The following is a 23,507-nucleotide window of genomic DNA, read 5'->3' as shown; positions in this document are numbered from 1 at the left end:
CGAAAGGAACGATTATGAAAGCGATGATTCTGGCGGCCGGCAAAGGAACGCGGGTACGCCCTTTGACTTATGAATTGCCAAAACCGATGATTCCCATCCTCGGCAAGCCGGTGATGGCTTATCTGGTGGAGCATCTGGCCAAGTACGGTGTGACGGACATCATGGTCAACGTCAGCTACCTGCACGAGAAAATCGAGGAGTATTTCGGCGAGGGACACCAGTTCGGCGTGCAGATCGGCTATTCCTTCGAAGGCTATACCAACGATGACGGGGAAGTCGTGCCGGAGCCTCTGGGTTCGGCCGGCGGTATCAAGAAAATCCAGGAATTCGGCGGTTTCTTCGACGAGACGACGCTGGTGCTGTGCGGCGACGCCATGATCGACCTCGATCTGAAATCGGCCTTGCACGAGCATCGCCGCAAAGGCGCGCTCGCTACCGTCATCACGCACGAAGTACCGTGGGAGAAGGTGAGCAGCTACGGCGTGGTGGTCAGCGATGAAGATGGCCGCATCAGCGAATTCCAGGAAAAGCCATCGCGCGCGGCGGCCAAATCCAACTGCGCCAGCACCGGCATCTATCTGTTCGAGCCGGAAGTGATCGACATGATTCCATCCGGCCGCGTGTTCGACATCGGCTCGGAGCTGTTCCCGCTGCTGGCGTCGAAAGGCATGGCCTTCTACAGCCAGACCCGCAAGTTCAACTGGATCGATATCGGCAGCGTGAAGGATTACTGGGAAGTGCTGCAGGGTGTGCTGATGGGCGAGGTGACCAATATGAACGTGCCGGGCGTGCAGGTGGCCGATGGCCTGTGGGTGGGCCTGAACACCAGCATCGACTGGGACGACGGCACGCGCATCATCGGGCCGGTATATATCGGTTCGGGCTCGAAAGTCGATGCCGGTGCTACTATCATAGGACCAACCTGGATCGGCCACGGCAGCCATATTTGCGCCGGTGCCAAGGTAGTCCGCAGCGTCTTGTTCGAATATACTCGTGTGTTACCAGACGTTACGCTGGACGAATTAATCGTATTTAAGGATTATAGTGTCGACCGAATTGGCGAAATGAAGCATATTTCACAATATGAATTGGGCGAATGGTCCAACGCAAGGGACCGCCGCGCCAGCCGCCGACGCATGGAAACCGAAGCAAATTCAATAACTTAGTTCATTTTAGAACATAATAAAAGCATGAAAATTTATCCCGTTATCCTGTCCGGCGGCGCCGGCACCCGCCTGTGGCCCCTGTCGCGCGCGGCTTTGCCGAAGCAATTGCTGCCCCTGGTCTCCGAGAAGACCATGCTGCAGGACACGGCCCTCCGCACGGCTGGCCGTGCGGAGATGATGCAGCCCCTGATCGTTTGCGGCAACGAGCACCGTTTCCTGGTGGCCGAGCAGCTGCGCGAAATCAAGGTCAATCCGCTGGGCATCCTGCTGGAGCCGGTGGGCCGCAATACCGCGCCTGCCGTGGCTGCCGCCGCAAACTATTTGAAAGCCATCGATCCGGAAGCCGTGATGCTGGTCCTGCCGGCCGATCACGTGATCACCGATGTGGAAGCCTTCCACGCCGCTATCCAGCGTGCGTCTGGCCTGGTGAAAGAGGGCGCGCTGGCGACCTTCGGCATCGTGCCGACCGGCCCGGAAACCGGCTATGGCTATATCCAGAGCGGCGATTCGCTGGCCAACGGCGAGAAGTGCTACAAGGTGGCGAAGTTCGTCGAGAAGCCGGACCGCGAAACCGCGCAGGGCTTTATCGCTGCCGGCAACTTCTCCTGGAACAGCGGCATGTTCCTGTTCCGCGCCGACGCCTTCCTGAAGGAGCTGGACCAGTACGCGCCTGAAATCGCCAAGTCGTCCGCCGAAGCGGTGACCAAGGGCTACCGCGACCTGGATTTCTGCCGCCTCGACGAGACGGCGTTCACCGCCTGCCCATCCGATTCCATCGACTACGCCGTGATGGAGCATACCAGGCATGCCGTTGTGGTGCCGGCTTCCATTGGCTGGAGCGACGTGGGTTCCTGGTCCGCACTGCACGAGGTGCAGCCGAAGGACGAAGCGGGCAACGTGACCCGTGGCGACGTGTACCTGGATAACGTTCAGAACTCGCTGGTGCGCGCCGAAGGCCGCATCGTGGCTCTGGTGGGCGTGAAGGATGTGGTCGTGGTCGAAACCGCCGACGCCGTGCTGGTGGCGCATCGCGACCAGGTGCAGCGCGTCAAGCAGGTGGTCGATCACTTGAAGGACAAGGACCGCACCGAGCACATTTATCACACCAAGGTATATCGTCCTTGGGGCTGCTACGAAGGCATCGACATGGGCGAGCGCTTCCAGGTCAAGCGCATTACCGTGAACCCGGGCGGCAAGCTGTCGCTGCAGATGCACCACCATCGCGCTGAGCACTGGGTGGTGGTGAGCGGCACCGCGCGCGTGACCTGCGGCGATTCCGTGAAGCTGCTGACAGAGAACGAGTCCACCTACATCCCGATCGGCATGAACCACCGCCTGGAGAATCCTGGCAAGGTGCCGCTGCATCTGATCGAGGTGCAGTCGGGCTCTTACCTGGGCGAGGACGATATCGTGCGCTTCGAGGACGTCTACTCCCGCACGTGATCCGGACACTGCGCAATGCTGCGTTGTTGACTGCGCTGACTTTTGCCGGTGCAGCGCACGCGCAGCTTGCGCCGTCCCAGCTGGCCCTCGTGATCAATGACGAGGAGCCGAACAGCGTGACGATCGGCGAGGAATACCGCAAGCAGCGCGGTGTGCCCGCCGCCAACGTGATTCACGTTCGTATCCCTGGCAGTCCGCGCAAGCTGGATGCCGCCGAATTTTCCCACCTGAAGTCCGAGATCGATGCGCACATGCCATCCGGCGTGCAGGCCGTATTGATGGTCTGGACCGCTCCGTATGCCGTCGAGTGCAACGGCATCACCTCGGCCTACACTTTGGGCTTCGATGCCGGCCAGTGCGCCAAGCCTTGCGGGCCGGGCAAACGCAATCCCTTATTTAATCTGCCGCCCGGCGCGCCGCCATCGGCCAATGGCTTGCGGCTGGCAATGCTGCTGCCAACAACTTCCGTCGATCTGGCAAAGTCCGTGATTTCGCGCGGTATGGCGGCGGGTTTCAGCACGCCTCGTGCCGGCGCCTACTATCTGACCACGAGCGAAGTGGCACGCAACAGCCGCGCCCATTTCTTCCCGCGCGACGGCATCGTGGCCCAGCGCAAGCTGACGATCCACAGCCTGAAACAGGACACGCTGGAAAACGCCAGCGATGTGATGATTTACGAAACAGGGATGGCGCGGGTCGACAAGCTCGAAACGCTCAAGTTCCTGCCCGGCGCGTTGGCTGATCATCTGACCTCGTTTGGCGGTGATCTGCTGGCGGATCATCAAATGAGCAGCCTGCGCTGGCTGGAAGCCGGCGCCACGGCCAGCTACGGCACCGTGGCCGAACCCTGCAACCACTGGCAGAAATTCCCCCATCCCGAAATCCTCCTGCGCGCTTACCTGCGCGGCACCAGCGCCATCGAAGCCTACTGGCGCAGCGTCGCCTGGCCGGCGCAAGGCGTCTTCATCGGCGAACCGCTCGCCGCGCCATATCCGCACTAAGCGATGCGATTGTGATGCCCTCGCCAGCGGCGCCCGCCGTCGGACTGGGCCGCGAGGTTGCCCTGCGTACCGCGCAAGTTTGCGAAGGATTAGTCCGATCGGACTAATGAACTGTCATTAAGTAGTCATAACATCCCGATAATATACGGAAAACAACAAAAAATTCCTTTCTGTAAATATTTCCGGGGTCAACATGAACAAAAAACAGTCACTGCGCCTGACGGTGCTGGCTGGCCTGCTGGCCAGCTTTAGCGCTTCGGCGTCCTCCGATATCGTGATCAGCCAGGTGTATGGCGGCGGCGGCAACAGCGGCGCGACCATCAAGTCCGATTTCATTGAGCTGTTCAACCGCAGCAGCAGCGCGGTCACGCTGAATGGCTGGGCTGTGCAGTATGCGTCTGCCGCCGGTACTAGCTGGACGGTCGGCAGCCTTCCTAACATCACCTTGCAGGCCGGCCAGTATTACCTGGTCCGTGCCTCGGATGGCAGCGGCGGTAGCGTCGCGATCAGCCCGGATTTCAGTCTGCCAGGCACTGGCATTGCTATGGGTGCTGGTTCAGGCAAAGTTGCGCTGACCAACACTACCGCCAAGCTGCCTGCAGTGACCAATCCTTCCGGTGGCGCGGTGGTTGACCTGGTCGGATGGGGCGGCACTTCGACCACCGGCTTTGAAGGTACCGGCGCAGCCGCGGCTGCGTCCAACACGACCGGCGCAATCCGCAACAACAACGGTTGCGACGACAGCGACAACAACGCCGCCGACTTCACCATCGGCAGCCCGGCTCCGCGCAACACCAGCGCGCCGCTGAACGTGTGCGGCGCACCGGTCGTCAAGCCGATCGTGACCACTTGCCCGGCGTCGATGGGCGTGGCGCAGGGCTTCGCGATGAATATTCCGCTGAGCGCGACTGATGAAGACGGCATCGTGAATGGCGCGGCCATTACTTCCGCAACCGTGCCAGGCGTGACTCTGACCAACTTCACCGCGGCCGGCGCTGAAGGCGGCACTGCCAGCGCCAATGTGAGCTTCTCCTCGGCCGTGGCACCGGGCAGCTATCCAGTCACCGTGCAGTGGGCGAATAACCAGTCGCAGAACAGCAGCTGCACCGTCAATGTGACCGTGTCGCCGCTGGCTGGCGTCACCCAGAGCATCCCGCAGATCCAGGGCTCCGGCGCAACCAGCCCGTTCGCCAATACCGTGCAGACCACCGAAGGTATCGTGACTGCCAAAGTGGGCACCGGCTTCTTCCTGCAGGATAAGAACGGCGACAACGATCCGAGCACGTCCGACGCGGTCTTCGTCTACATGGGCAGCACCCCAAGCAGCGTGAACGTGGGCGACCAGGTGCGCATCACCGCCACCGTGAGCGAGTTCACCCCAAGCGGCGCAAACCGTTCCTACACCGAACTGAAAGACGCGACCACTATCGTTAGCCTGAGCAGCGGTAACAGCGTGGCAGCGACCAACATCACCCTGCAGGGCGCCAACCTGCCGGCGCTGGAAGGGATGCTGGTGCACTTCGTGAATCCGCTGGTGGTGAACCAGTCCGAATTCCTGGGCACGCGCGGCGAACTGACGCTGGGCTCCAGCCGTCACGAACAGCCGACCAACCGCTTCCCGGCACGCAGCGCACAAGCGACTGCGCTGAATGCTGCCAACGAAGCCGACACCATCGTGCTGGATGACGGCATCTTCGTCACCCCGACCGTGATTCCTTACATCGGTCAGGACAACACCGTGCGTGTGGGCGATTCGATCCAGGGTCTGACCGGCGTGGTGGACTACGGCGCGATCGGCGGCGGCGGTGCCGCATTCAAGATCCAGCCGACCGAAGCACCAATGTTCTCGCGTGATAACCCACGTGAAGGCGCACCGGTTCTGCCACAGGGTAATGTGAAAGTGGCAAGCGCCAACGTGCTGAACTTCTTCACCACCTTCACCAACGGTAACAACGTGTTTGGCCAGACCGGCCAGGGCTGCCAGCTGGGCGCATCCAACTCGAAGAGCAACTGCCGCGGCGCGGACAGCCTCGCCGAGTTCACCCGCCAGCGCGACAAGATCGTGGCTGAACTGAAGGCCATCGACGCCGACGTCTACGGCCTGATGGAAATCCAGAACAACGGCGACACCACCGTGCAGTATCTGGTCGACAGCCTGAACGTGGCCATCGGCGCACCGGTCTATCAGGTAGTACCGAAGCCGGCTGCAACAGGCACTGACGCGATCCGCGTGGCGATGATCTACAAGCCATCCAAGCTGACCCTGGTGGGCAGCTCGATGTCCGATGCTGACGCGATCAACAACCGTCCGCCAATGGCGCAGACCTTCCAGGCTGCCAACGGCGCCAAGTTCTCCCTGGTGGTGAATCACCTGAAGTCCAAGGGCTCCTGCCCAAGCGGCAGCGGTGCGGATGCGGATAACGGCGACTACCAGAGCTGCTGGAACGCCACCCGTATGCAGCAGGCTACCCGCTTGGTAAGCAGCTTCGTGCCGCAAGTGGTGGCCGCTGCCAGCGATCCTGATGTACTGCTGATCGGTGACTTCAACGCCTACGGCATGGAAGATCCAATCGCCATCATCACCAACCAGGGCTTCGAGAACCAACTGGAGCGCTTCGTGCGTCCGGTTGAAATCCCGCACTCCTTCATCTTCGACGGCACCAGCGGCTATCTGGACCACGCACTGGCCAGTGGCGCACTGAAGTCGCAAGTGGTGGGCGCCGCGGAATGGCACCTGAACGCAGACGAGCCGACCGTGATCGACTACAACCTGGATGGCAAGCCGCAAGACTTGTACACCCCGCTGCCTTACCGCGCTTCCGACCACGATCCTGTGGTAGTGAGCCTGGACCTGCAAGCGCCGTACACCGACGTGACCGGCCAGCTGAAGACTGTCACCACCGGCTATGTGTTCAACCGCATCACCAAGAAAGCAACCAGCAGCGTGCAGCTGACGAACAATGGCGACGCAGCCGTGGCCGGCCCACTGCAGCTGGAGTTCCAGTCCCTGACCCCAGGCGTGACCCTGGCGAATGCGACCGGCACCGACAACGGCAACCCTGTGATCACCGTGCCTAACGGCCTGGTATCCGCCGGCGGCACTGTGACCGTTCCACTGCAATTCAACGATCCATCGCTGGGCGCCATCAGCTATACGCTCAAAGTTTTCAGCGGTAACTTCTAAGGGAATAAAACATGTTCGCAACGACTTTCAAACAACTGCTGGGCCGCGCGGCCCTGGCCCTGAGCCTGGTACTGAGTGCTAACGCCGCCATGGCGGACGTGATGCTGACCGTCAAGGTCAACACCGCTTCCTTTGGCACCGATGGCTACCTGGACTTCCAGTTCAACGGCGCCGGGATGGGCGAACCCGTGGCGACCGCCACCATGAGCCAGCTGAACGGCTTCGATATGAGCCAGTTCTCGCCAATGGGCGACGTGACCCAGATCGGCAACGACTTCAAGTTCGTCAACACGGCGGGCTTGAACGACTTGCTGTATGCGGCGACCTTTGGCGGCATGTTCAGCTTCAACCTGACTTTCGCCGGCGATGCCATCGACACTGCAACTTCGCGCTTCTCGGTGCAGGCCATGGACTCGTTGGGCAACCCGGTTGGCAGTCTGGCTGATACGGTGCTGCTGACCCTGGACTGGACCAAGATCGACCCGAACGCCGCAGCTGGCGTGGTGGGCAATGTGCTGGACGACAGCGCATCCGTTACGGACGCGCCTTCCGCTGCCGTGCCGGAACCATCGTCCATCGCGATGGCGATGCTGGGTCTGGGCATGCTGGGCTTCGTACGCCGCAAGCGCGCCTGATCTGACGCATCTGCGCCACAGGCGCTCAAGGGCACCTGAGCTGCGAAAGCGGTTCAGGTGCTTTTTCTTTTGTGGCGGGCAGAGCGATACCGGCCATTTATTTGGATTCGATATTAATACTTAAACAAAATTGTATTAGTGCGAACATTGCAATATCGGGCATATTTGCGCCAACTCACTGCGCAGATGCAGCTATGTCCATTCATATTCTCATCATCGACAGCGATCCCGGCGCCCAGCAACTACTGGCGCTGAACCTCGGCCAGGCGGGCTTCGAGGCGCGCGCCGTGCCCGATGCCGAGAGCGCCTTGCCGCAGCTGGCGTGCATGCTGCCCGATGTGCTGATGCTGGAGTGGGATTTGCCGGGCCAGTCCGGGTTGTCCCTGATCCGGACTCTGCGTGCCTCGCAGCGCAGCCGCGACCTGCCCATCATCATGTTAAGTGCGCGCAGCACGGAGCAGGACAAGGTACTGGCCCTCGAAGCGGGCGCCGACGATTTCATCAGCAAGCCCTTCGGTCCGCGCGAAACCATCGCCCGGCTGCATGCGCTGCTGCGCCGCCATCACCGCTCGACTGAAGCGGAGGCGGTTCAAATGGCAGGCCTGCGCCTCGATCCGGCGACCCTGCGAGTCACGGCAGGCAGCTGCCAGATCAGTCTTGGCCGTATTGAATTCCGCCTGTTGAATTTCCTGATGCATCATCCGGGCCGCGTTCATTCCCGCGCGCAGCTGCTGGATCATGTCTGGGGCCATGCGACCTATCTCGACGAGCGCACAGTCGATGCCCACGTGGGCCGCTTGCGCAGTGCGCTGCAGCCGAGCGGACATCACGATCATATCGAAACAGTTCGCGGCAGCGGCTACCGGTTCCGTTGACCATGGAAACTGTCATCCCGACCCGGGTCGAGCAGGAATATCTGCTGACCGCCATTGAAGCTTCGCTGCATGTGCGGGACGCGCGCAGTTGCTTCCTGTGGACGCAAGGGCCGCTGCAAGCCGTGCTGCCGCACCGCATCCTGGTGTGCCTGCAATTCGGCGCCGACGATCAGCTGGACCATGTCGAGTGCCTGCACAGCAATGTACTGGGCCGGGACGCGATGCAGCTGCTGGCGCATCCTTGCCACGGACTTGCGGTGCGCATGGCGCGCCATTGCCGCAATGAGGCGACTTTGCCGGTCTCGCTGGAAGCCGGCGCACAGCCGGCGGCGCTGGCGATGTTCGAGCCTGAGTTGCGCGCACAGGGACTGGATAACGTCCTCCTGCACGGCACGGAAAAACTGGCGGGTGGCGCGACCTTCTTTGCCTTGTTCGGCATGCCGCAACGCCCGCACGCGCGCCACGCCTACTTCCTGGAATTGCTGCTGCCGCAACTGCACCTGGCCATGCTGAGGATCGGACAGGGGAGTGGTGCGGCGCCTGCGCGGGGGGAGAATGCCCGTCCTGTCAGCCGGCGTGAAATGGAAATCCTGCACTGGGTACGCGAAGGTAAAAGCAATGATGAAGTCGGACAGATCCTTGGTATCAGCGGACTGACCGTGAAGAACCACTTACAGCGCATCTACAAAACGCTTGGCGTCCGCAACCGCACGCAGGCCGTTGCGCGCGGCACGGCGTTGCGCCTGCTCGACGCTACACATCCGCACGCTTGACGGCACGCCGCCGCAGGCCGATGATGGGCTCATGCGACTTCCACTCATCCTCGCACTGACTGCCGCCGGAGCCTTGCTGGGCCTGGCGATTACGGCGTGCGCCAACGGACCTGCCACGATGCCGTCTAAAGATGAAAGCGCCGAGAGCCTGATGCAAAAGCTGCGCGCGCTGGAAGCTTCATCCACCTGCAAGGCGGCTGCCGACTGCCACGCGCTGCCGGTCGGCGAGCGCATGTGCGGCGGCCCGTCCGCCTGGCTGGCCATGTCCGGTGCAAATTTGCCCGAGGCGAAGCAGTTGGCGGAACGTTTCACTGCCTTGCGCAAGATCGCCAATCAAAAAGCCGCCGCCGAAGGCGTGGCGGGCACCTGCGAATACCTTCCTGAACCTGCGGTCGGCTGTGTGAATGGCTACTGCCGCATCCTCCCCACCGGCCCCGGCGGCCGCGTCGATTAAGTCGTTTTTCCTCTTAAACGCAGGCGTCTGCCTGCGCTATTTGTCATATTTCAGTCATAAAATTGTCGGTTTTCTTTACAGTTTGATTACATTGCAAAAGTGATGTGGTAACAACTTACTGATTTTTTTGAAAATATTTCATAGGCACGGTTAATGCTTAGACAACTCGACCGTCGGTAATGGGAGTGGCCGGCAGGTAAGTTGGTAGGCAGCAACTTCATCCAAAAGGTGGGGCTGCTCGATTTAACGAGTTCAACTATCCAGGGGATTCCGTGGCTAAAATTTCTTATAAAGCACCAAGTGCAAGCAAGATCGTGAAGCACCTCATTTGTGCGGCAGCGCTGGCTGCTGGCAGCATGGCACAGGCAGGTGTACTCAATTTCAATAATTCCGACCCGAACCTCATGTTCGACAACAGCTATAACGAGGACGGCGCGTATTGGTACCAGACTTTCAGCGGCAGCCCTGGCGGCCTTGCCGGCGCGATCGTCGATGGTAGCGATTTAGGTTCTTGCACCAGCCCGATCGTTTGCCCGGGCAACAATAACAGCAAATATTTCGCTAGCGTGGATGACGGCTTCATGGTCTTCGGCCTGAAGAGCGGCGCGGCCTTCAAACTGGGTAGCATGGCAGCCAGCCTGGTTGGCGCTGGCCAGACCTTTGCCAACATTTCCGCCATTCTGCTGGTGCAGGGTCTCGATAACGATTTCAATTTCGTCGGCGGCTCATACCAGATTCCGCTCTACGGCCCAACAAACGGTGCATTCAGCTTTGCGAACTACAACCTGAGCTCGATCACGGACACCTTCACCAACGTCCTGCTCTACGCCTACACCTGCGACGCTTCCGGCAACTGCTCCCGCGGTGGCGGCATTGCAAACTTTGCGGTGGACGACATCGTCACCGTCCCTGAACCAGTCAGCATTGGTTTGTTCGGACTGGGTTTGGCTGGCCTCGGCGCAATTCGCCGTCGCCGCGCAGTTTAAGCCTGCGCCAATCTTGCTAACCTAATTCGGGGAAACCACATGAAACTGAATCTGAACTTGCGTCCAGTATCGCTGGCCGTTCTGGCCGTGTTGACCAGCCTGTCGCTGGCTGCCTCCGCTGACGAACAGCGCCGTCCATACATCGTGCAGCTGCAAGACCAGCCTGCCGCAACCTACACCGGCGGCATCAGCGGCCTGGATGCGACCAAGCCTGCACCAGGCGAAACCTTTGACTACCGCGCTGAAAAAGTGCGCAACTACGTGAACTATCTTGGTTCCCGTCAGATCGATGTGCTGGCATCCGTTGGCAATCCGACCGTGCTGGCGCAATACGACGTGGTGCTGAACGGCTTTGCCGCCATGCTGACCGACGCGGAAGTGCTGTCGCTGAAAGCCAATCCGGCGGTGGCCGACGTGCAGGCCGACGCCGTGCGCCATATGGACACCATCTCCACCCCGCGCTTCCTGGGACTGACCGCACCTGGCGGCCTGTGGTCGCAGTTTGCCGGCGGTACCCTGACCAAGGGCGAAAACCTGGTGATCGGCGTGGTTGACGGCGGTATCTGGCCGGAAAACCCAGCTTTCGCTGACCGCGTAGACAACAACCAGGTACCGACCTTCGATCCTTCGGGGACCCAGGTGTACGGCTCCGCTCCGGCGAGCTTTACCGGTGGTTGCGTGGCGGGCGAGGGCTTCGACCCGGCGACCCATTGCAATAACAAGCTGGTCGGCGCGAAGTTCTACAACGCCGGCTTCCTGGCTTCGGGCAACGGCGCCAAGAAGAACTGGAGCGAATTCTATTCGCCGCGTGATTCGAACATCGGCAGCAACGGCGTGTCGACCGGCCATGGCGGCCACGGCGACCACACCGCTTCCACTTCGGCTGGTAACAGCAATGTGCCAGTCTCGATCTCCGGTCTCGATATGGGCGCCGCCTCCGGCATCGCCCCGCGCGCCCGCGTGGCAGCGTACAAGGTATGCTGGACCTTTGATGACCCGTCTGCGGACGACGGCTCCAACGCCACCAACACCTGCTACAACTCCGACTCCGTCAAGGCGATCGACGATGCTGTGAAGGATGGCGTGAACGTCATCAACTTCTCCATCAGCGGCTCACAGACTTCGGTCAACGACGCGGTTGAGCAAGCCTTCTACCGCGCTTCGCTGGCAGGCGTCTTTGTTGCCGCTTCTGCCGGTAATAGCGGTCCAGCCAACGCTGTTGCCCACATCAGCCCGTGGCTGACGACCGTCGCAGCTTCGACCCACGACCGCGCGCTCTCGGGCGACGTGAATCTGGGCAACGGTGCCAAATACACCGGCGCTTCGATGAACAACGTGCCGCTGGCTTCCAGCCCGCTGATCCGCGCAGAGGACGCCGGTGTTGGCGGCGGTAACGCCAGCCTGTGCTTCAGCTCCAGCCCGGCCCCGGGCCAGGTACTGCTGGACCCGGCCAAGGTCGCCGGTAAGGTCGTGATCTGCACCCGCGGTACCAACGCCCGCGTGGACAAGAGCCTGGCCGTGCTGAACGCCGGTGGCGTCGGCATGGTGATGGCCGATAACGGTGCTGGCCTGGTGGCGGAAATCCACTCGGTGCCGACCGTGCACGTGACTGCAACCGACGGCGCAGCCATCAAATCCTATGCCGTAGCACAAGGCGCCGCCGCGAACGCAGCGATCAGCAAGTTCTACGCAGGCATCCAGCCGGCGCCGATCATGGCGAACTTCTCCTCGCGTGGCCCGAACATGGGCGACAGCAACATCCTGAAGCCGGACCTGACTGCACCAGGCGTGGACGTGATTGCGAGCGTGACCCCGGCATTGACCCCTGCCGAGCACAACGCAGTAGCGGCAGGAACGCTGGTACCTTCGGCTTCCTATGCCTCCTACCAGGGCACTTCCATGTCCAGCCCGCACGTGGCCGGTCTGGCACTGCTGCTGCGCCAGGCGCACCCTGACTGGTCGCCAGCCGCCATCAAATCGGCACTGATGACCACCGGCTATACCACCCTGAACGACAATCTGCCAGGCCAGCAGAATGGCCTGCTGCCATGGGCACAGGGCGCTGGTCACGTTGATCCGAACAAGGCGGTCGATCCGGGCCTGGTGTACGACGCCGGCAAGCCAGACTGGGTTGCTTACCAGTGCAAGGTGAACAAGGCTGCCGTTACGCCGGCATCCGACTGCAACCTGTATGGCACGCTGGACGAAACCTACAACCTGAACCTGCCATCGATCACCGTATCCTCGGTTCAGGGTTCGGTAACGGTAAGGCGTAGTGTGAAGAATGTGGGCGGCGCTTCGGCTACCTACAACGCACAAGCCAATGTGCCGGGCTTCACTACCGTCGTCACCCCTAGCCAGCTGAACCTGGCGCCGGGCCAGACCGGCACCTTCACCGTCAAGCTGAGCGCCGCTGGCGCAGCTCAGAACGTGTGGCAGTTCGGTAGCCTGCTCTGGAGTGATGGCAACAACCACAATGTGCGCATTCCGGTACAGGCACGTGCAGGCAAGGCCATCACCGCTCAGGACAACCTGACGGCTGACCGCGTAGCCGGCAATCGCCTGTTCGCAGTCAAGACCGGCTACACCGGCACCATGAGCGCCATCAAGGGCGGCCTGAAGGCGGCCACCGTTGGTGACGCCGTAACCCTGGTCGCCAAGCCGCTGTCGTCGGCGAACTTCCAGACCGCCTGCAAAGCCGGTGTGGATTCGCAGGGCGTGAAGGTGTACAACGTGTCTGTTCCGGCAGGTACCATTGTGGCGCGCTTCGCTTTGAGCCAGCGTGACACCGGTTCTCCGGATGATGACAACGATCTGGCAGTAGTAACCCCAAGCGGTGCGTTCCTGTATTCCGGCAACGGTGGCAGCAACGAGTCCGTGCAGATCGCATCGCCGGCTGCTGGTAACTACCTGGTCTGCGTTGATGCCTACGACGGTCCGGACACCAACAACATGGTGCACAAGCTGAACTCCTGGATCGTGACCTCGGCCGACGTTGGCGCCAAGCTGACCTGGGGCCTGCCAAGCAAGGTCACCGCAGGTAACAACATGACCGTTGGCGTGAGCTGGTCCGGCCTGGACAACAACCAGACCTACCTCGGTGGCGCACAGTTCCTGGATCAGAATGGCGTGAACCAGGCGACCACCGTCCTGCGCGTGGACACCGGCACCGCTACCGTGCCGACCGCAGAACAGGATCGTGCGCAAGCCAAGCTGCAAGACTGATAACATCTGTCTCAACAGCCGCACAGGTTTTGCAGCCTGTGCGGCTGTTTTTATTTGGGTGTTTGGAATCGGTCACAGTCCTTGCCGAAAACGTTGTTAATTACTTAAACTGCGTGATACGCTAGCGCGTTCCTGCCGCGCAGCACTACAAGGAGTCGTTCGGATGCAAGCAGCAAAGTTTCACAGTCATCACGCGGTACGCCGCGCCACCGGTTTCACGCTGCTGGAATTGCTGGTGGTGATCGTCATCATCGGCCTGCTGGCCGCCTACGTCGGTCCTAAATATTTCTCGCAACTGGGCAAATCCGAGGTCACCATCGCCAAGGCCCAGATCGAAGCCTTCGAAAAATCGCTGGATACCTACCGCCTGGATGTGGGGCGCTATCCCACCACCGAAGAAGGTCTGGCCGCGCTGCTGACGGCGCCGCCGACCGCAGGCGCCAAGTGGAACGGACCTTACCTGAAGAAGGGCGTGCCTCCCGATCCATGGGGCCACGCTTACATTTACAAAGCGCCGGGCGCCAAAGCCGAGTACGAAATCGTCTCGCTGGGCAAAGACGGCCAGCCGGGCGGCGAAGGCGAAAACGCCGACATCACCAGCGCCCCATAAGCTTCCTTTTCAGTCATGCAGTTTGACGTCCGCACCCTGTCGCCGGAAATGGTGATCGGCCACATCGTGGTCGATGGCCGCGACGAGGCCGACGCACGCCGCCAGGTGGAGGCGCGCGGATTATTCGTCAGCGCGATTACGCCCAAGCGTGGTGGCCTGCGCGCAGGCAAGGCCAAGGCGTTGTCGCTGGTGCTGTTCAGCCAGGAGCTGCTGGCGCTGCTGAACGCGGGACTCGGCATCGTTGAAGCGCTGGAAGCCTTGCTGGAAAAGGAAGCCGCTCCCGCCACGCGCAGCGTGCTGGAACGCCTGCTGGGTGGCCTGCGTGAAGGCCAGCGCTTTTCCACCGTGCTGGCGGAGCAGCCGCAGTTGTTCCCGCCGCTGTATGTGGGCATCGTGAAAGCGGCGGAGGGTACCAGCGATCTGCCGCGCTCTCTGGCGCGCTACATCGACTACCAGCAGCGCATCGATCTGGTGCGCGGCAAGATCGTCAGCGCCGCCATTTACCCATGCATCCTGCTGCTGGTGGGCGGCGGCGTCTCCATGTTCCTGATCGGTTATGTGGTGCCGCGCTTCGCCGAGGTGTATCAGGGCGCGGGCGGCAATCTGCCGTGGATGTCGCAAGTGATGCTGACCTGGGGCCAGTTCGCCGCTGCGCACACGGCGCCGCTGCTGGCCGGTGTGTTCTCGGTGCTGGGCGCCATTGTGTTTGCCGTGCGCCGCATGCTGGCCAGCGGCAGCTTGATGCGGCTGGTTGCGCGCTTGCCGGGTATTGGCGAACGCGTGCGCATTTACGAGCTGTCGCGGCTCTACCTGACCATGGGCATGCTGAGCGAGGGCGGGATCACCATTCTGAATGCCATCGACACCGTGCAAGGCATGGTGTCGGCCAATGTGCGCCAGGGCCTGCAAGGCGCACGCGGCATGATCGAATCCGGCTTGCCGCTGTCCACCGCCTTTGATGCCAACGGCCTGACCACGCCGATCTCGCTGCGCATGCTGCGCGTGGGCGAGCGCACTGGCGATATGGGGCCGATGCTGACGCAATCCGCTGCTTTCTACGACGGCGAAATCAGCCGCTGGATCGACCGTTTTACCCGCACCTTCGAACCGCTGCTGATGGCCTGTATCGGCCTGGTGGTCGGCGCCATCGTGGTGCTGCTGTACATGCCTATTTTTGATCTTGCCGGAGAGATGTCATGACCATTCCGGCTATCGACGCGGCACTGCTGTCCCGCGCCCGGAGCCAGCGCGCGCAGACCAAGCGCAGCCTGGTGGAAGAACTGGAAGCCATTTCCGGCATCGAGCCGCGCGTCGCCGTGCGTGCGCTGGCCCAGCCTTTCGGGTTGGCCGTGCTGGAAACGGTGGAAATGCTGGCTTTCGAGCCGGCTTTCGATTTGCTGCCGCTGTCGCAAGCCATGGCGCGCCATTGCGTGCTGCTGCGCGCGCATGACGGCGTGGTGCTTGGGGTGATTGCCGACCCGTTTGATATCGATTTGCAGACCTGGCTGTCCACGCTGTCGCGCTGCTCGCCGCAGGCGCCGCTGCAGATGCGGCTTGCGCTGCAATCGGATATCCAGGCCTATTTGTCCAAGCAGGAGGAGTCGGCGCGTGCTGTCGATACGCTGCTGACGGATGGTGATAATTCCCGCCGCGATGGCAAGACGGCAGCCGTGCTGTCGTTTGCCTCGGTGTCCGAAGCCGCCAGCCCGGCGGTGCGCCTGGTGAACTCCACGCTGTACGACGCGCTGAAAGCAGGGGCCTCCGATATTCACCTTGAAAGCACGTCCGGCGGCCTGGCGGTCAAATACCGTGTGGACGGCGTGCTGGATCACGCCACGGCCGTCAACGGCGTCGATATCGCGGAACAGATTATCTCGCGCCTGAAGGTGCTGGCGGAACTGGACATCGCCGAGCGCCGCGTGCCGCAGGACGGCAGCTTCCGCGTCGAATCGAACAACCGCGAGATCGACCTGCGCGTGTCCATCATGCCGTCGATTCACGGCGAGGATGCGGTGATCCGTATTCTGGACAAGCGCGCCATGATCGAATCCTACGGCGCGCTGACCCTGGAAGCACTGGGCTTCGATGCGCCGTCGCTGGCCACGCTGCGCACCCTGGCCGAAGAAGCCTATGGCATGCTGCTGGTGACCGGTCCCACGGGTTCCGGCAAAACCACCACGCTGTATGCGGCGCTGACCGAGATTCATAACGGCCGCGAAAAAATCATCACGATTGAGGACCCGGTGGAATATCAGCTGCCGGGCATACTGCAGATTCCGGTCAATGAGAAAAAGGGCCTGACCTTTGCCAAAGGCCTGCGCTCGATTCTGCGTCACGACCCGGACAAGATCATGGTGGGCGAAATCCGTGACCGTGAAACCGCCGAAATCGCCGTGCAGTCCGCGCTGACGGGCCACTTGGTGCTGACCACGGTCCACGCCAATAATGTGTTCGACGTGTTCGGCCGCTTTACGCACATGGGCATCGACCCCTATGCCTTCGTGTCGGCGCTGAACGGAATCTGGGCGCAGCGCCTGGTGCGCATCAACTGCCCGCACTGCGCCGCGGAGTACACGCCGAGCGACGAAGAACTGGCCAGCGTGAACATGACGCGCGCCGATGTTTTCGATTACGAATTCAAGGAAGGCAAGGGCTGTGGCGATTGCCGCGGCACCGGCTACAAGGGACGCCGCTCGATTGCGGAAATCCTGGTGCTGAACGACGAGATCCGCGAACTGATCGTGGAGAAGCGCCCGATCCGCCAGATCAAGGCCGCGGCCTACGCCAGCGGCACACGCAGCTTGCGGCAGGCCGCGCTGGAGCTGGTGCGCCGCGGGGGAACCACGCTGTCCGAGATCAAGAGGGTGACCCTTCATGCGTAGAAAACTCGGGCAGTCCCTTTGCATCGGCATCGAGCCCGGTGCCGTCAGCCTGTTGCGCGTTTCGCGCTGGAGCAAAGCCGCACCGGAAGTGCTGGCCGAGCAAAGCTTCGCATCCGGTTCCGGCGCTGCTGCGCTGGAATCGCTGGGCGCTGCGTTGCGGGAGCTGTTGTCCGCGCAGGACGTGGGCGGCTGGCCGGTCAGCTTCGTGCTGGGCGACGAATTGACCCGCCTGTGGCAAGTCAATCCGCCCGCACAAGCCGCGCGTGTGGCCGACCTGGAAGCGGCGGCCATGCTGCGCTTCCATGCTTTGTTCGGTGAGACGCCTGCCGCCTGGCATGTTACTGCCGACTGGGATGCCGACCAGCCTTTCTTTGCCGCCGCCATGCCGCGCGCGCTGAAGGCGCTGCTGGAGAAAGTGGCCGCCGAGCGCCGTCTGGCGGTGACCGGCATCGTGCCGCATTTCATCAGCGTGTGGAACCGCTGGCACAAGTCGCTCAAGCCGAATGCCTGGTTCGGCGTGATGCATGGCAGTGTGATGATGCTGGCTGCCATTGAAGAGCGAAAATTACGCGCCGTGCGCACGGTGCCGGTGCCGCATGGCGCCGATCATTACTGGCTGACGCAGATGGCGCAGCGTGAGGCGCTGCTGTTCGATATGCAAACGCCGCAGCTGATCCAGCTGGCTGGTGCGGTGCCCGCAGCGCTGGCGAAACCGGCTACGCAGGATGGACACGTCACCACCATGCAGCTGGGCGCAGGGCGGAGCGAAGGCTTGTCCAACGCCAGCCTGCTGGCCTGCGCCGGAGGTGCGGCATGAAGCCAATGCAGATCGATTTCGCCGCTCCGGGCTGGCGCCGCACTTTGTATCGCACCCATCCGGCCGTGATGGTGGCTGGCGCGGTGGGCTTGCTGCTGTGCGTTGCTGCCGCTGCGCTCTCACTGCAAAACGCAAAAGAGCGCGAAGCACGCGAGCAGCAACTGAGCGCGGCCCGCAAGAAGGCGATTGCCAGCGCGCCTGCGCGGCTGCCTGAAACGGCGATCCCGGAAGCGCAGGCTAATGCCGTCAACACCGCCGTGCTGCAACTGAACCTGCCATGGCGCGCGCTGCAGGACGCCGTCGCGTCGGCCACGCCTCCGGCCATTGCGCTGGTGGCGCTGGAACCGGATGCGCGCAAGCAGATCCTCAAGATCACCGCCGAGGCACGCAATGCGGACGACATGGTGGCCTACATTGAGCAGCTGAAGCAGGAAGAGTTCTTTACCGGCGCTGGACTGGTGCGCCACGAAATCAATGCGGGCGATCCGAACCGGCCGATCCGCTTCCAGATCGAAGCGCAGTGGAGGGCACGATGAACGCATCCGCTTTCCTGCTGCGATTGCAGCTGTTGACGCAGCGCGCCGGCGCGGCGGCCTGCGTGGCTGCCGCGCTGCTGATCGTCGGTGCGGCCGGCATGGCCTGGGCGCTGTTCGCGCGTTCGGCCTTGCAGGCTGCTCCTGCCACGCTGCCGGCGGCGCCAGCGCAATTGGTGGAGGCAGCGCCGCCGCGCAATGCCAATGAAAACCTGGCCGCCTTTTACGAAGCGCTGGGTGAGAAGCGCTATGCGGAGCAGCAGATCAGGACTCTGTTCGGCATCGCCGCCAAAACCAACTTGTCGCTGGACCAGGGCGAGTACAAATTCGGCTACGACAAGGCGAGCCGGGTCAGTACCTATCAGATCAATCTGCCGGTGCGCGGGCCATACGCGAATATCTGGCAATTCAGCATGCAGGCGCTGGCTGCCATGCCGTTTGCCTCGCTGGATGAAGTCAACTTCCGTCGCGATACCATCACCGATCCTGTGGTGGAAGCGCGCCTGCGCTTTACGCTGTATCTGAAAGACACGGGAGTGCAGCCATGAAGCCGCGCCATATCGCGATGGGCGCGGCCCTGCTGGTTGCTGCGGGACTCGTGCTGTTCGGCGACAAGACGCCGTCCAGCAGCGTTGTCGAATCTGCGGACCGCGCGCCGGCCAAGCACACCGGGCCGACATCGGCTGCATCAGGGCAGGGCGCTGCAGCCACCGCGGCCACTGCGGGCGCCGGCGCGTCCGCTGCGGCGGCGTCCCCAGCTGGACCGGCTTCTGCGCCAACCCTGGCGCGCGCGACGGGCGGCGCCGACAAGCAGCCGGTTGCCATTCTGCCGCTCATCCCGCGTGCGCAGTTGATCGGCGAAGCGGGCGACGGTTCGTTCAAGAGCGCTGATGGTGTGTTTGGCGGCCAGACCTGGAATCCGCCACCACCGCCACCGCCGCCGCCAGTGCAGGCACCGCCGCCGCCACCGCCGACTGCCCCGCCGCTGCCGTTCGCGGTAATCGGCAAGGCGGTTGCTGATGGCCAGTGGGAGGTCTACCTCTCGCGCGGCGCCGACCAAACCTATGTGGTGCGAAAAAGCACTGTTATCGATGGCATGTACCGGGTCGACAACATCGCACCGCCAACCATGACCATGACCTACCTGCCCATGAACCAGGTGCAGCAGCTAAATATTGGAGTAATCGAGTGATGCCAAGTCAGAAAATACTGACGCTGTCGGCGCTGGTGCTGGCGTTGAGCGGCTGTGCGGGTCAGATGGCCTACCGCGATGCTAATAATCTGGTTGAGAGCGACCAGATCGAAGCGGGTTTGCTGAAGTACCAGGAAGCGATCAAAGCCGATCCAGGCAATGCGCAATACCGCGCCACCTATCTGCGGGCGCGCGATAAAGCCACGGTGCGCTATATCGAGCAGGCGGACCGCTACACCAACGAAGGCAAGTACGATCTCGCGGCGCAGGAACTTCAACGCGTGCTGGCGCTGAATCCGCAGAACGAGCGTGCCCGCGCCGGTTTGCGCGCGCTGGAAGCGGCAAACCGCTACGACAAGCTGCTGGCTGGCGCCTCGCTGGCGATTGAACAAAAGGACTTCGACACCGCCAGGATCAAGGTCAACGCTGTGCTGTCCGAGAAGCCGGACCACGCGCAAGCGCGTGCGCTGCTGCGCGAGATCAATGACAAGGCACCGCAAGCGACTGCGGACAATGGCCTGTCCAAAGCCTACAAGCAGCCGATCACCATCGAGTTCCGCGAAGCGCCGCTGAAGCAGGTGTTTGACATCATCGCGCGCCGCTCGGGCCTGAACTTCGTGTTCGACAAGGATGTGAAGACCGATACCCGCACCACCATCATGCTGAAGAACAGCACCGTGGAATCGGCGATCTACTATCTGCTGATGACCAACCAGCTGGAACAGCAGGCGATGGATGCGAACACCATCCTGATTTATCCGAACACCGCGGCCAAATTGAAGGAATACCAGGAAACCGTAGTGCGCACCTTCTATCTCGCGAACGCGGATGCGAAGGCAGTCACCAATACGCTGAAGACCATCCTGAAATCGCGCGACGTGGTGGCGGACGAAAAACTGAACCTCGTGATCATCCGCGACAGCGCCGACGCGATCCGCCTCGCGGAAAAGATCATCGCGACCCAGGACCAGCCCGAGCCAGAGGTGATGCTGGATGTGGAGATCCTCGAGATCAAGCGTGGCCGCCTGATGGACCTGGGCGTGAACATTCCGACCAGCGCCACGCTGACGCCGCTGTCGATTTCCGGTGGCGACTCGCTGACTTTGTATGACCTGGATAATCTGAACCGCCGCACGCTTGGCATCAGCGCCCTGAGCGCAACGGTGAAGGCAAACCGCACCGATGGCGATTCCAATCTGCTGGCCAGTCCGCGCATCCGTGTGCGCAACAAGGAAAAGGCCAAGGTGCTGATCGGCGACAAGGTGCCGGTGATTACCACCACCGTGTCGCCCGGTACTGCGGGCTTCGCGTCCGAATCCGTCAGCTACGTCGACGTTGGCCTGACGCTGAATGCCGAACCGACCATCTACCTGAACAATGAAGTGGGCATCCGCATTTCGCTGGAGGTCAGCAACATCGTCAACAAGGTCGAAACCAAGACTGGCACCACGGCTTACCAGATCGGCACGCGCCAGGCGTCGACCTTCCTGCAGCTGAAGGATGGCGAGAACCAAGTGCTGGCTGGTCTGATCAACAACGAAGAGCGCATGTCGGCCAACCGCGTGCCGGGCCTGGGCGATCTGCCGATCGTCGGCCGCCTGTTTGGCGTGCAGACGGACGATAACCAGAAGACGGAAATCGTTTTGTCGATTACGCCGCATCTGGTGCGCAATCTGCAGCGTCCTGAAATTTCGGCCGCTGAATTCTCTGCTGGTACGGACGCGAACTTCCGCCGCAAGCCTGATGTGGCGCCGCGCGCCTTGGTGACGCTGCCGCCGCGTCAGGGTGCAACGCCGGCACCGGCGCCGGCAGCTCCGGCAGCGGGCGCTGTGCCGCAGCAAATCCAGGGTGCGCCGGACTTGTCGGCGCCGAGCGGTGTGCCGTTGTCGAACACGCAGCCGGGTCCTGCGACCAGCGTGACGCAGCCGCCGCCACCGCCGCCGCAAACACCGTCCGTGGTGCAGCCGCCGGCGTCCACGCAGCAGGTGCAGCCTGCGCAGAACCAGCAGCAGTAAGCCGATGCACGCACGCGGCTTTACGCTGATCGAACTGCTGGTAACGCTGGCCATTCTCGGCCTGCTGGCGACGCTCGCGATCCCGGTTGGGCAGACCGTGGTCCAGCGCCGCAATGAGCAGGACTTGCGCCGCGACCTGCACGAGATCCGCAAAGCCATCGACGCTTACAAGGTCGCATACGACGAAGGACGCATTGCCAAGAGCATTGTGGGCAATGGCTATCCGAAGAGTCTGGAGACGCTGGTGGAAGGCGTGCCGGATCAGAAGAGCGCCAAGCGCGCCAAGATCTTCTTCCTGCGCCGCGTGCCGCGCGATCCCTTTAACAGCGATACGAACTTGACCGATGCCCAGACCTGGGGCAAGCGCAGCTACGCCAGCGAGGCGGAAGATCCGCGCGAAGGCGAGGATGTGTATGACGTATTTTCGACATCGGAGGCGGTGGGCCTGAACGGCATCCCGTACCGCAAATGGTAAGAAAAAAAGGCTTCACGCTGATCGAACTGCTGGTGGTGCTGGGCATCATTGCGCTGCTGCTTACGCTGGCAGTACCGCGCTATTTCCCCAGCGTGGACAAGGCCAAGGAAACCATCCTCGGCGATAACCTGCGCAATATGCGCGCCGTAATCGACCAGTATTACGGCGACACGGGCCGCTATCCGGACAGCCTGGAGCAACTGGTCGAGAAAAAATACCTGCGCTCGGTGCCGCTTGATCCCATCACGGAAAAGTCGGATAGCTGGGTGATTGTGCCGCCTGAAGATGTGACCAAGGGCGGTGTGTCCGATGTGAAGAGCGGAGCCCCCGGCAATGACCGCAGCGGCAAGCCTTATTCGGAGTGGTAGGCAAGGCGGGTTCACCTACCTGAGTGTGGTGATCCTGGTTGCCATCATCGGCCTGGTGTCGGCGGCCACGCTGCGCCTTGGCGTGGCGATCCAGCGCGTGCAGGCGGAGGAGGAGTTGCTGCGCATCGGCGCCGAGTATAGCGATGCACTGGCCAGTTACGCCGCGGCGACGCCGCCGGGCCAGCCGACCTATCCGCCATCGCTCAAGGAGCTGCTGAAGGACCCGCGTTTCCCGCAAGTGCGCCGCCATCTGCGCCGCATCTATATCGATCCCATGACGGGCAAAGCGGAGTGGGGACTGATTCGCGCCGGGATCAACAAGCCGGGTACGCCGGGCGCCCCCGGTACGCCAGGAGCGCCGGGCGCAGCGCCGGGTATGCAAGCAGGCGCTTTTGGCACGCAGAACGGCACGCCTGGCGCGGGGGCGTCGCCACTTGGTGCTCCGCCGGCCAGCAGCGCGCTGAATGCGTCGGAGGGCGGCATCATCGGCATCTACAGCCTCTCCACCGCGCAGCCGATCAAGATCGGCAATTTCCCGCAGCGCTTCGTGTCCTTCGAGGGCAAGGCCAGCGTGTCGGACTGGAAGTTCACGGTCGAAACGGCGCAACTGCCGGCAACGGCTGCCGGCAAACCGGGGCCTGTCGTGCCGCCGCCTCCGCAGCAGCCTGGCACGCCACCGCTGGTGCCGGCCTCGCCGATGACCTCGCAGCCGCCCAAGCCTGAGCAGCAGGAGCCTGCCGCGCAGCCGGAAACGCCGCCGCAAGAGCCGCAGCAGCAGGAACCGCCGCCCGAAAAGGCCGAGCCAACCCCGCCACCGTCGGAGCCCGAAGAGGGCAAATCCGAGTCCGGACGCTAAAGTGTCTGAAATTGTTA

General features: G+C 62.3%; 21 protein-coding genes. All 21 read left to right on the top strand.

Features of this window, described 5'->3' with window-relative positions; all coding sequences use genetic code 11:
- Positions 1-14: 14 nt before the first annotated feature.
- Positions 15-1,166, top strand: coding sequence for a sugar phosphate nucleotidyltransferase (locus AB4Z19_RS25005; RefSeq protein WP_442036396.1), 1,152 nt, complete (start codon positions 15-17; stop codon positions 1,164-1,166).
- A 24-nt stretch (positions 1,167-1,190) separates the two neighbouring features.
- Entirely contained in the window at positions 1,191-2,609 is a 1,419-nt protein-coding gene (locus AB4Z19_RS25000; RefSeq protein ID WP_442036394.1) for a mannose-1-phosphate guanylyltransferase/mannose-6-phosphate isomerase, read from the top strand.
- On the top strand, positions 2,606-3,610 hold the full coding sequence (locus tag AB4Z19_RS24995; protein WP_442036392.1) for a TIGR03790 family protein: 1,005 nt from the start codon (positions 2,606-2,608) through the stop codon (positions 3,608-3,610). Before AB4Z19_RS25000 ends, AB4Z19_RS24995 begins: the two co-directional genes overlap by 4 nt.
- Positions 3,611-3,803: 193 nt before the next feature.
- Positions 3,804-6,794, top strand: coding sequence for an ExeM/NucH family extracellular endonuclease (locus AB4Z19_RS24990; protein ID WP_442036390.1), 2,991 nt, complete (start codon positions 3,804-3,806; stop codon positions 6,792-6,794).
- Positions 6,795-6,805: 11 nt separating this feature from the next.
- Positions 6,806-7,429 (top strand): NF038129 family PEP-CTERM protein, encoded by a 624-nt coding sequence (locus AB4Z19_RS24985; RefSeq protein WP_442036389.1) that lies wholly within the window; start codon positions 6,806-6,808, stop codon positions 7,427-7,429.
- A 194-nt stretch (positions 7,430-7,623) separates the two neighbouring features.
- Positions 7,624-8,304: a winged helix-turn-helix domain-containing protein gene (locus AB4Z19_RS24980; protein ID WP_442036387.1), complete on the top strand. Its 681-nt coding sequence runs from the start codon at positions 7,624-7,626 to the stop codon at positions 8,302-8,304.
- A 2-nt stretch (positions 8,305-8,306) separates the two neighbouring features.
- Positions 8,307-9,077 carry an XrtB/PEP-CTERM-associated transcriptional regulator EpsA gene (gene epsA / locus AB4Z19_RS24975; protein WP_442036385.1) on the top strand — a complete coding sequence of 257 codons (771 nt, stop codon included), beginning with the start codon at positions 8,307-8,309 and terminating at the stop codon, positions 9,075-9,077.
- Between the two features lie 31 nt (positions 9,078-9,108).
- Positions 9,109-9,531 (top strand): hypothetical protein, encoded by a 423-nt coding sequence (locus tag AB4Z19_RS24970; RefSeq protein WP_442030075.1) that lies wholly within the window; start codon positions 9,109-9,111, stop codon positions 9,529-9,531.
- Between the two features lie 314 nt (positions 9,532-9,845).
- Positions 9,846-10,517, top strand: a complete 672-nt coding sequence (locus AB4Z19_RS24965; RefSeq protein ID WP_442036383.1) for an NF038120 family PEP-CTERM protein — start codon at positions 9,846-9,848, stop codon at positions 10,515-10,517.
- A gap of 39 nt (positions 10,518-10,556) precedes the next feature.
- Positions 10,557-13,742: a S8 family serine peptidase gene (locus tag AB4Z19_RS24960; protein WP_442036381.1), complete on the top strand. Its 3,186-nt coding sequence runs from the start codon at positions 10,557-10,559 to the stop codon at positions 13,740-13,742.
- 163 nt (positions 13,743-13,905) lie between these two features.
- Positions 13,906-14,352: a type II secretion system major pseudopilin GspG gene (gene gspG, locus AB4Z19_RS24955; protein ID WP_442024352.1), complete on the top strand. Its 447-nt coding sequence runs from the start codon at positions 13,906-13,908 to the stop codon at positions 14,350-14,352.
- A 15-nt stretch (positions 14,353-14,367) separates the two neighbouring features.
- On the top strand, positions 14,368-15,552 hold the full coding sequence (locus AB4Z19_RS24950; protein WP_442024350.1) for a type II secretion system F family protein: 1,185 nt from the start codon (positions 14,368-14,370) through the stop codon (positions 15,550-15,552).
- Complete coding sequence (locus AB4Z19_RS24945; RefSeq protein WP_442024348.1) at positions 15,549-17,234, top strand: GspE/PulE family protein; 1,686 nt, start codon at positions 15,549-15,551, stop codon at positions 17,232-17,234. Before AB4Z19_RS24950 ends, AB4Z19_RS24945 begins: the two co-directional genes overlap by 4 nt.
- On the top strand, positions 17,227-18,051 hold the full coding sequence (locus tag AB4Z19_RS24940; RefSeq protein ID WP_442024346.1) for a hypothetical protein: 825 nt from the start codon (positions 17,227-17,229) through the stop codon (positions 18,049-18,051). The genes AB4Z19_RS24945 and AB4Z19_RS24940 overlap by 8 nt, the downstream gene beginning before the upstream one ends.
- Positions 18,048-18,587, top strand: coding sequence for a PilN domain-containing protein (locus AB4Z19_RS24935; protein WP_442024344.1), 540 nt, complete (start codon positions 18,048-18,050; stop codon positions 18,585-18,587). The genes AB4Z19_RS24940 and AB4Z19_RS24935 overlap by 4 nt, the downstream gene beginning before the upstream one ends.
- Entirely contained in the window at positions 18,584-19,132 is a 549-nt protein-coding gene (locus AB4Z19_RS24930) for a hypothetical protein (RefSeq protein ID WP_442024342.1), read from the top strand. The genes AB4Z19_RS24935 and AB4Z19_RS24930 overlap by 4 nt, the downstream gene beginning before the upstream one ends.
- Positions 19,129-19,776: a hypothetical protein gene (locus AB4Z19_RS24925; RefSeq protein WP_442024340.1), complete on the top strand. Its 648-nt coding sequence runs from the start codon at positions 19,129-19,131 to the stop codon at positions 19,774-19,776. Before AB4Z19_RS24930 ends, AB4Z19_RS24925 begins: the two co-directional genes overlap by 4 nt.
- Positions 19,776-21,791 (top strand): secretin N-terminal domain-containing protein, encoded by a 2,016-nt coding sequence (locus AB4Z19_RS24920; protein ID WP_442024338.1) that lies wholly within the window; start codon positions 19,776-19,778, stop codon positions 21,789-21,791. The genes AB4Z19_RS24925 and AB4Z19_RS24920 overlap by 1 nt, the downstream gene beginning before the upstream one ends.
- A 4-nt stretch (positions 21,792-21,795) precedes the next feature.
- Entirely contained in the window at positions 21,796-22,266 is a 471-nt protein-coding gene (locus tag AB4Z19_RS24915) for a type II secretion system protein (protein ID WP_442024336.1), read from the top strand.
- Positions 22,260-22,634 (top strand): type II secretion system protein, encoded by a 375-nt coding sequence (locus tag AB4Z19_RS24910; RefSeq protein WP_442036379.1) that lies wholly within the window; start codon positions 22,260-22,262, stop codon positions 22,632-22,634. The genes AB4Z19_RS24915 and AB4Z19_RS24910 overlap by 7 nt, the downstream gene beginning before the upstream one ends.
- Positions 22,600-23,490, top strand: a complete 891-nt coding sequence (locus AB4Z19_RS24905; protein WP_442036377.1) for a type II secretion system protein — start codon at positions 22,600-22,602, stop codon at positions 23,488-23,490. The genes AB4Z19_RS24910 and AB4Z19_RS24905 overlap by 35 nt, the downstream gene beginning before the upstream one ends.
- Positions 23,491-23,507 lie beyond the last annotated feature (17 nt).

Origin of the sequence: Pseudoduganella sp. RAF19 (assembly GCF_052114165.1) — a bacterium.
Taxonomy (GTDB): Bacteria; Pseudomonadota; Gammaproteobacteria; order Burkholderiales; family Burkholderiaceae_D; genus Rugamonas.
The sequence above is the reverse complement of the archived record's forward strand: the minus strand, read 5'-3'. Positions and strand labels throughout refer to the sequence as shown.

Coding starts and splice junctions, on each gene's coding strand:
- AB4Z19_RS25005 (WP_442036396.1), top strand. CDS start 15: ATGAAAGCGATGATTCTGGCGGCCGGCAAAGGAACGCGGGTACGCCCT.
- AB4Z19_RS25000 (WP_442036394.1), top strand. CDS start 1,191: ATGAAAATTTATCCCGTTATCCTGTCCGGCGGCGCCGGCACCCGCCTG.
- AB4Z19_RS24990 (WP_442036390.1), top strand. CDS start 3,804: ATGAACAAAAAACAGTCACTGCGCCTGACGGTGCTGGCTGGCCTGCTG.
- AB4Z19_RS24985 (WP_442036389.1), top strand. CDS start 6,806: ATGTTCGCAACGACTTTCAAACAACTGCTGGGCCGCGCGGCCCTGGCC.
- AB4Z19_RS24980 (WP_442036387.1), top strand. CDS start 7,624: ATGTCCATTCATATTCTCATCATCGACAGCGATCCCGGCGCCCAGCAA.
- epsA (WP_442036385.1), top strand. CDS start 8,307: ATGGAAACTGTCATCCCGACCCGGGTCGAGCAGGAATATCTGCTGACC.
- AB4Z19_RS24970 (WP_442030075.1), top strand. CDS start 9,109: ATGCGACTTCCACTCATCCTCGCACTGACTGCCGCCGGAGCCTTGCTG.
- AB4Z19_RS24960 (WP_442036381.1), top strand. CDS start 10,557: ATGAAACTGAATCTGAACTTGCGTCCAGTATCGCTGGCCGTTCTGGCC.
- gspG (WP_442024352.1), top strand. CDS start 13,906: ATGCAAGCAGCAAAGTTTCACAGTCATCACGCGGTACGCCGCGCCACC.
- AB4Z19_RS24950 (WP_442024350.1), top strand. CDS start 14,368: ATGCAGTTTGACGTCCGCACCCTGTCGCCGGAAATGGTGATCGGCCAC.
- AB4Z19_RS24945 (WP_442024348.1), top strand. CDS start 15,549: ATGACCATTCCGGCTATCGACGCGGCACTGCTGTCCCGCGCCCGGAGC.
- AB4Z19_RS24940 (WP_442024346.1), top strand. CDS start 17,227: ATGCGTAGAAAACTCGGGCAGTCCCTTTGCATCGGCATCGAGCCCGGT.
- AB4Z19_RS24935 (WP_442024344.1), top strand. CDS start 18,048: ATGAAGCCAATGCAGATCGATTTCGCCGCTCCGGGCTGGCGCCGCACT.
- AB4Z19_RS24930 (WP_442024342.1), top strand. CDS start 18,584: ATGAACGCATCCGCTTTCCTGCTGCGATTGCAGCTGTTGACGCAGCGC.
- AB4Z19_RS24925 (WP_442024340.1), top strand. CDS start 19,129: ATGAAGCCGCGCCATATCGCGATGGGCGCGGCCCTGCTGGTTGCTGCG.
- AB4Z19_RS24920 (WP_442024338.1), top strand. CDS start 19,776: ATGCCAAGTCAGAAAATACTGACGCTGTCGGCGCTGGTGCTGGCGTTG.
- AB4Z19_RS24915 (WP_442024336.1), top strand. CDS start 21,796: ATGCACGCACGCGGCTTTACGCTGATCGAACTGCTGGTAACGCTGGCC.
- AB4Z19_RS24910 (WP_442036379.1), top strand. CDS start 22,260: ATGGTAAGAAAAAAAGGCTTCACGCTGATCGAACTGCTGGTGGTGCTG.
- AB4Z19_RS24905 (WP_442036377.1), top strand. CDS start 22,600: ATGACCGCAGCGGCAAGCCTTATTCGGAGTGGTAGGCAAGGCGGGTTC.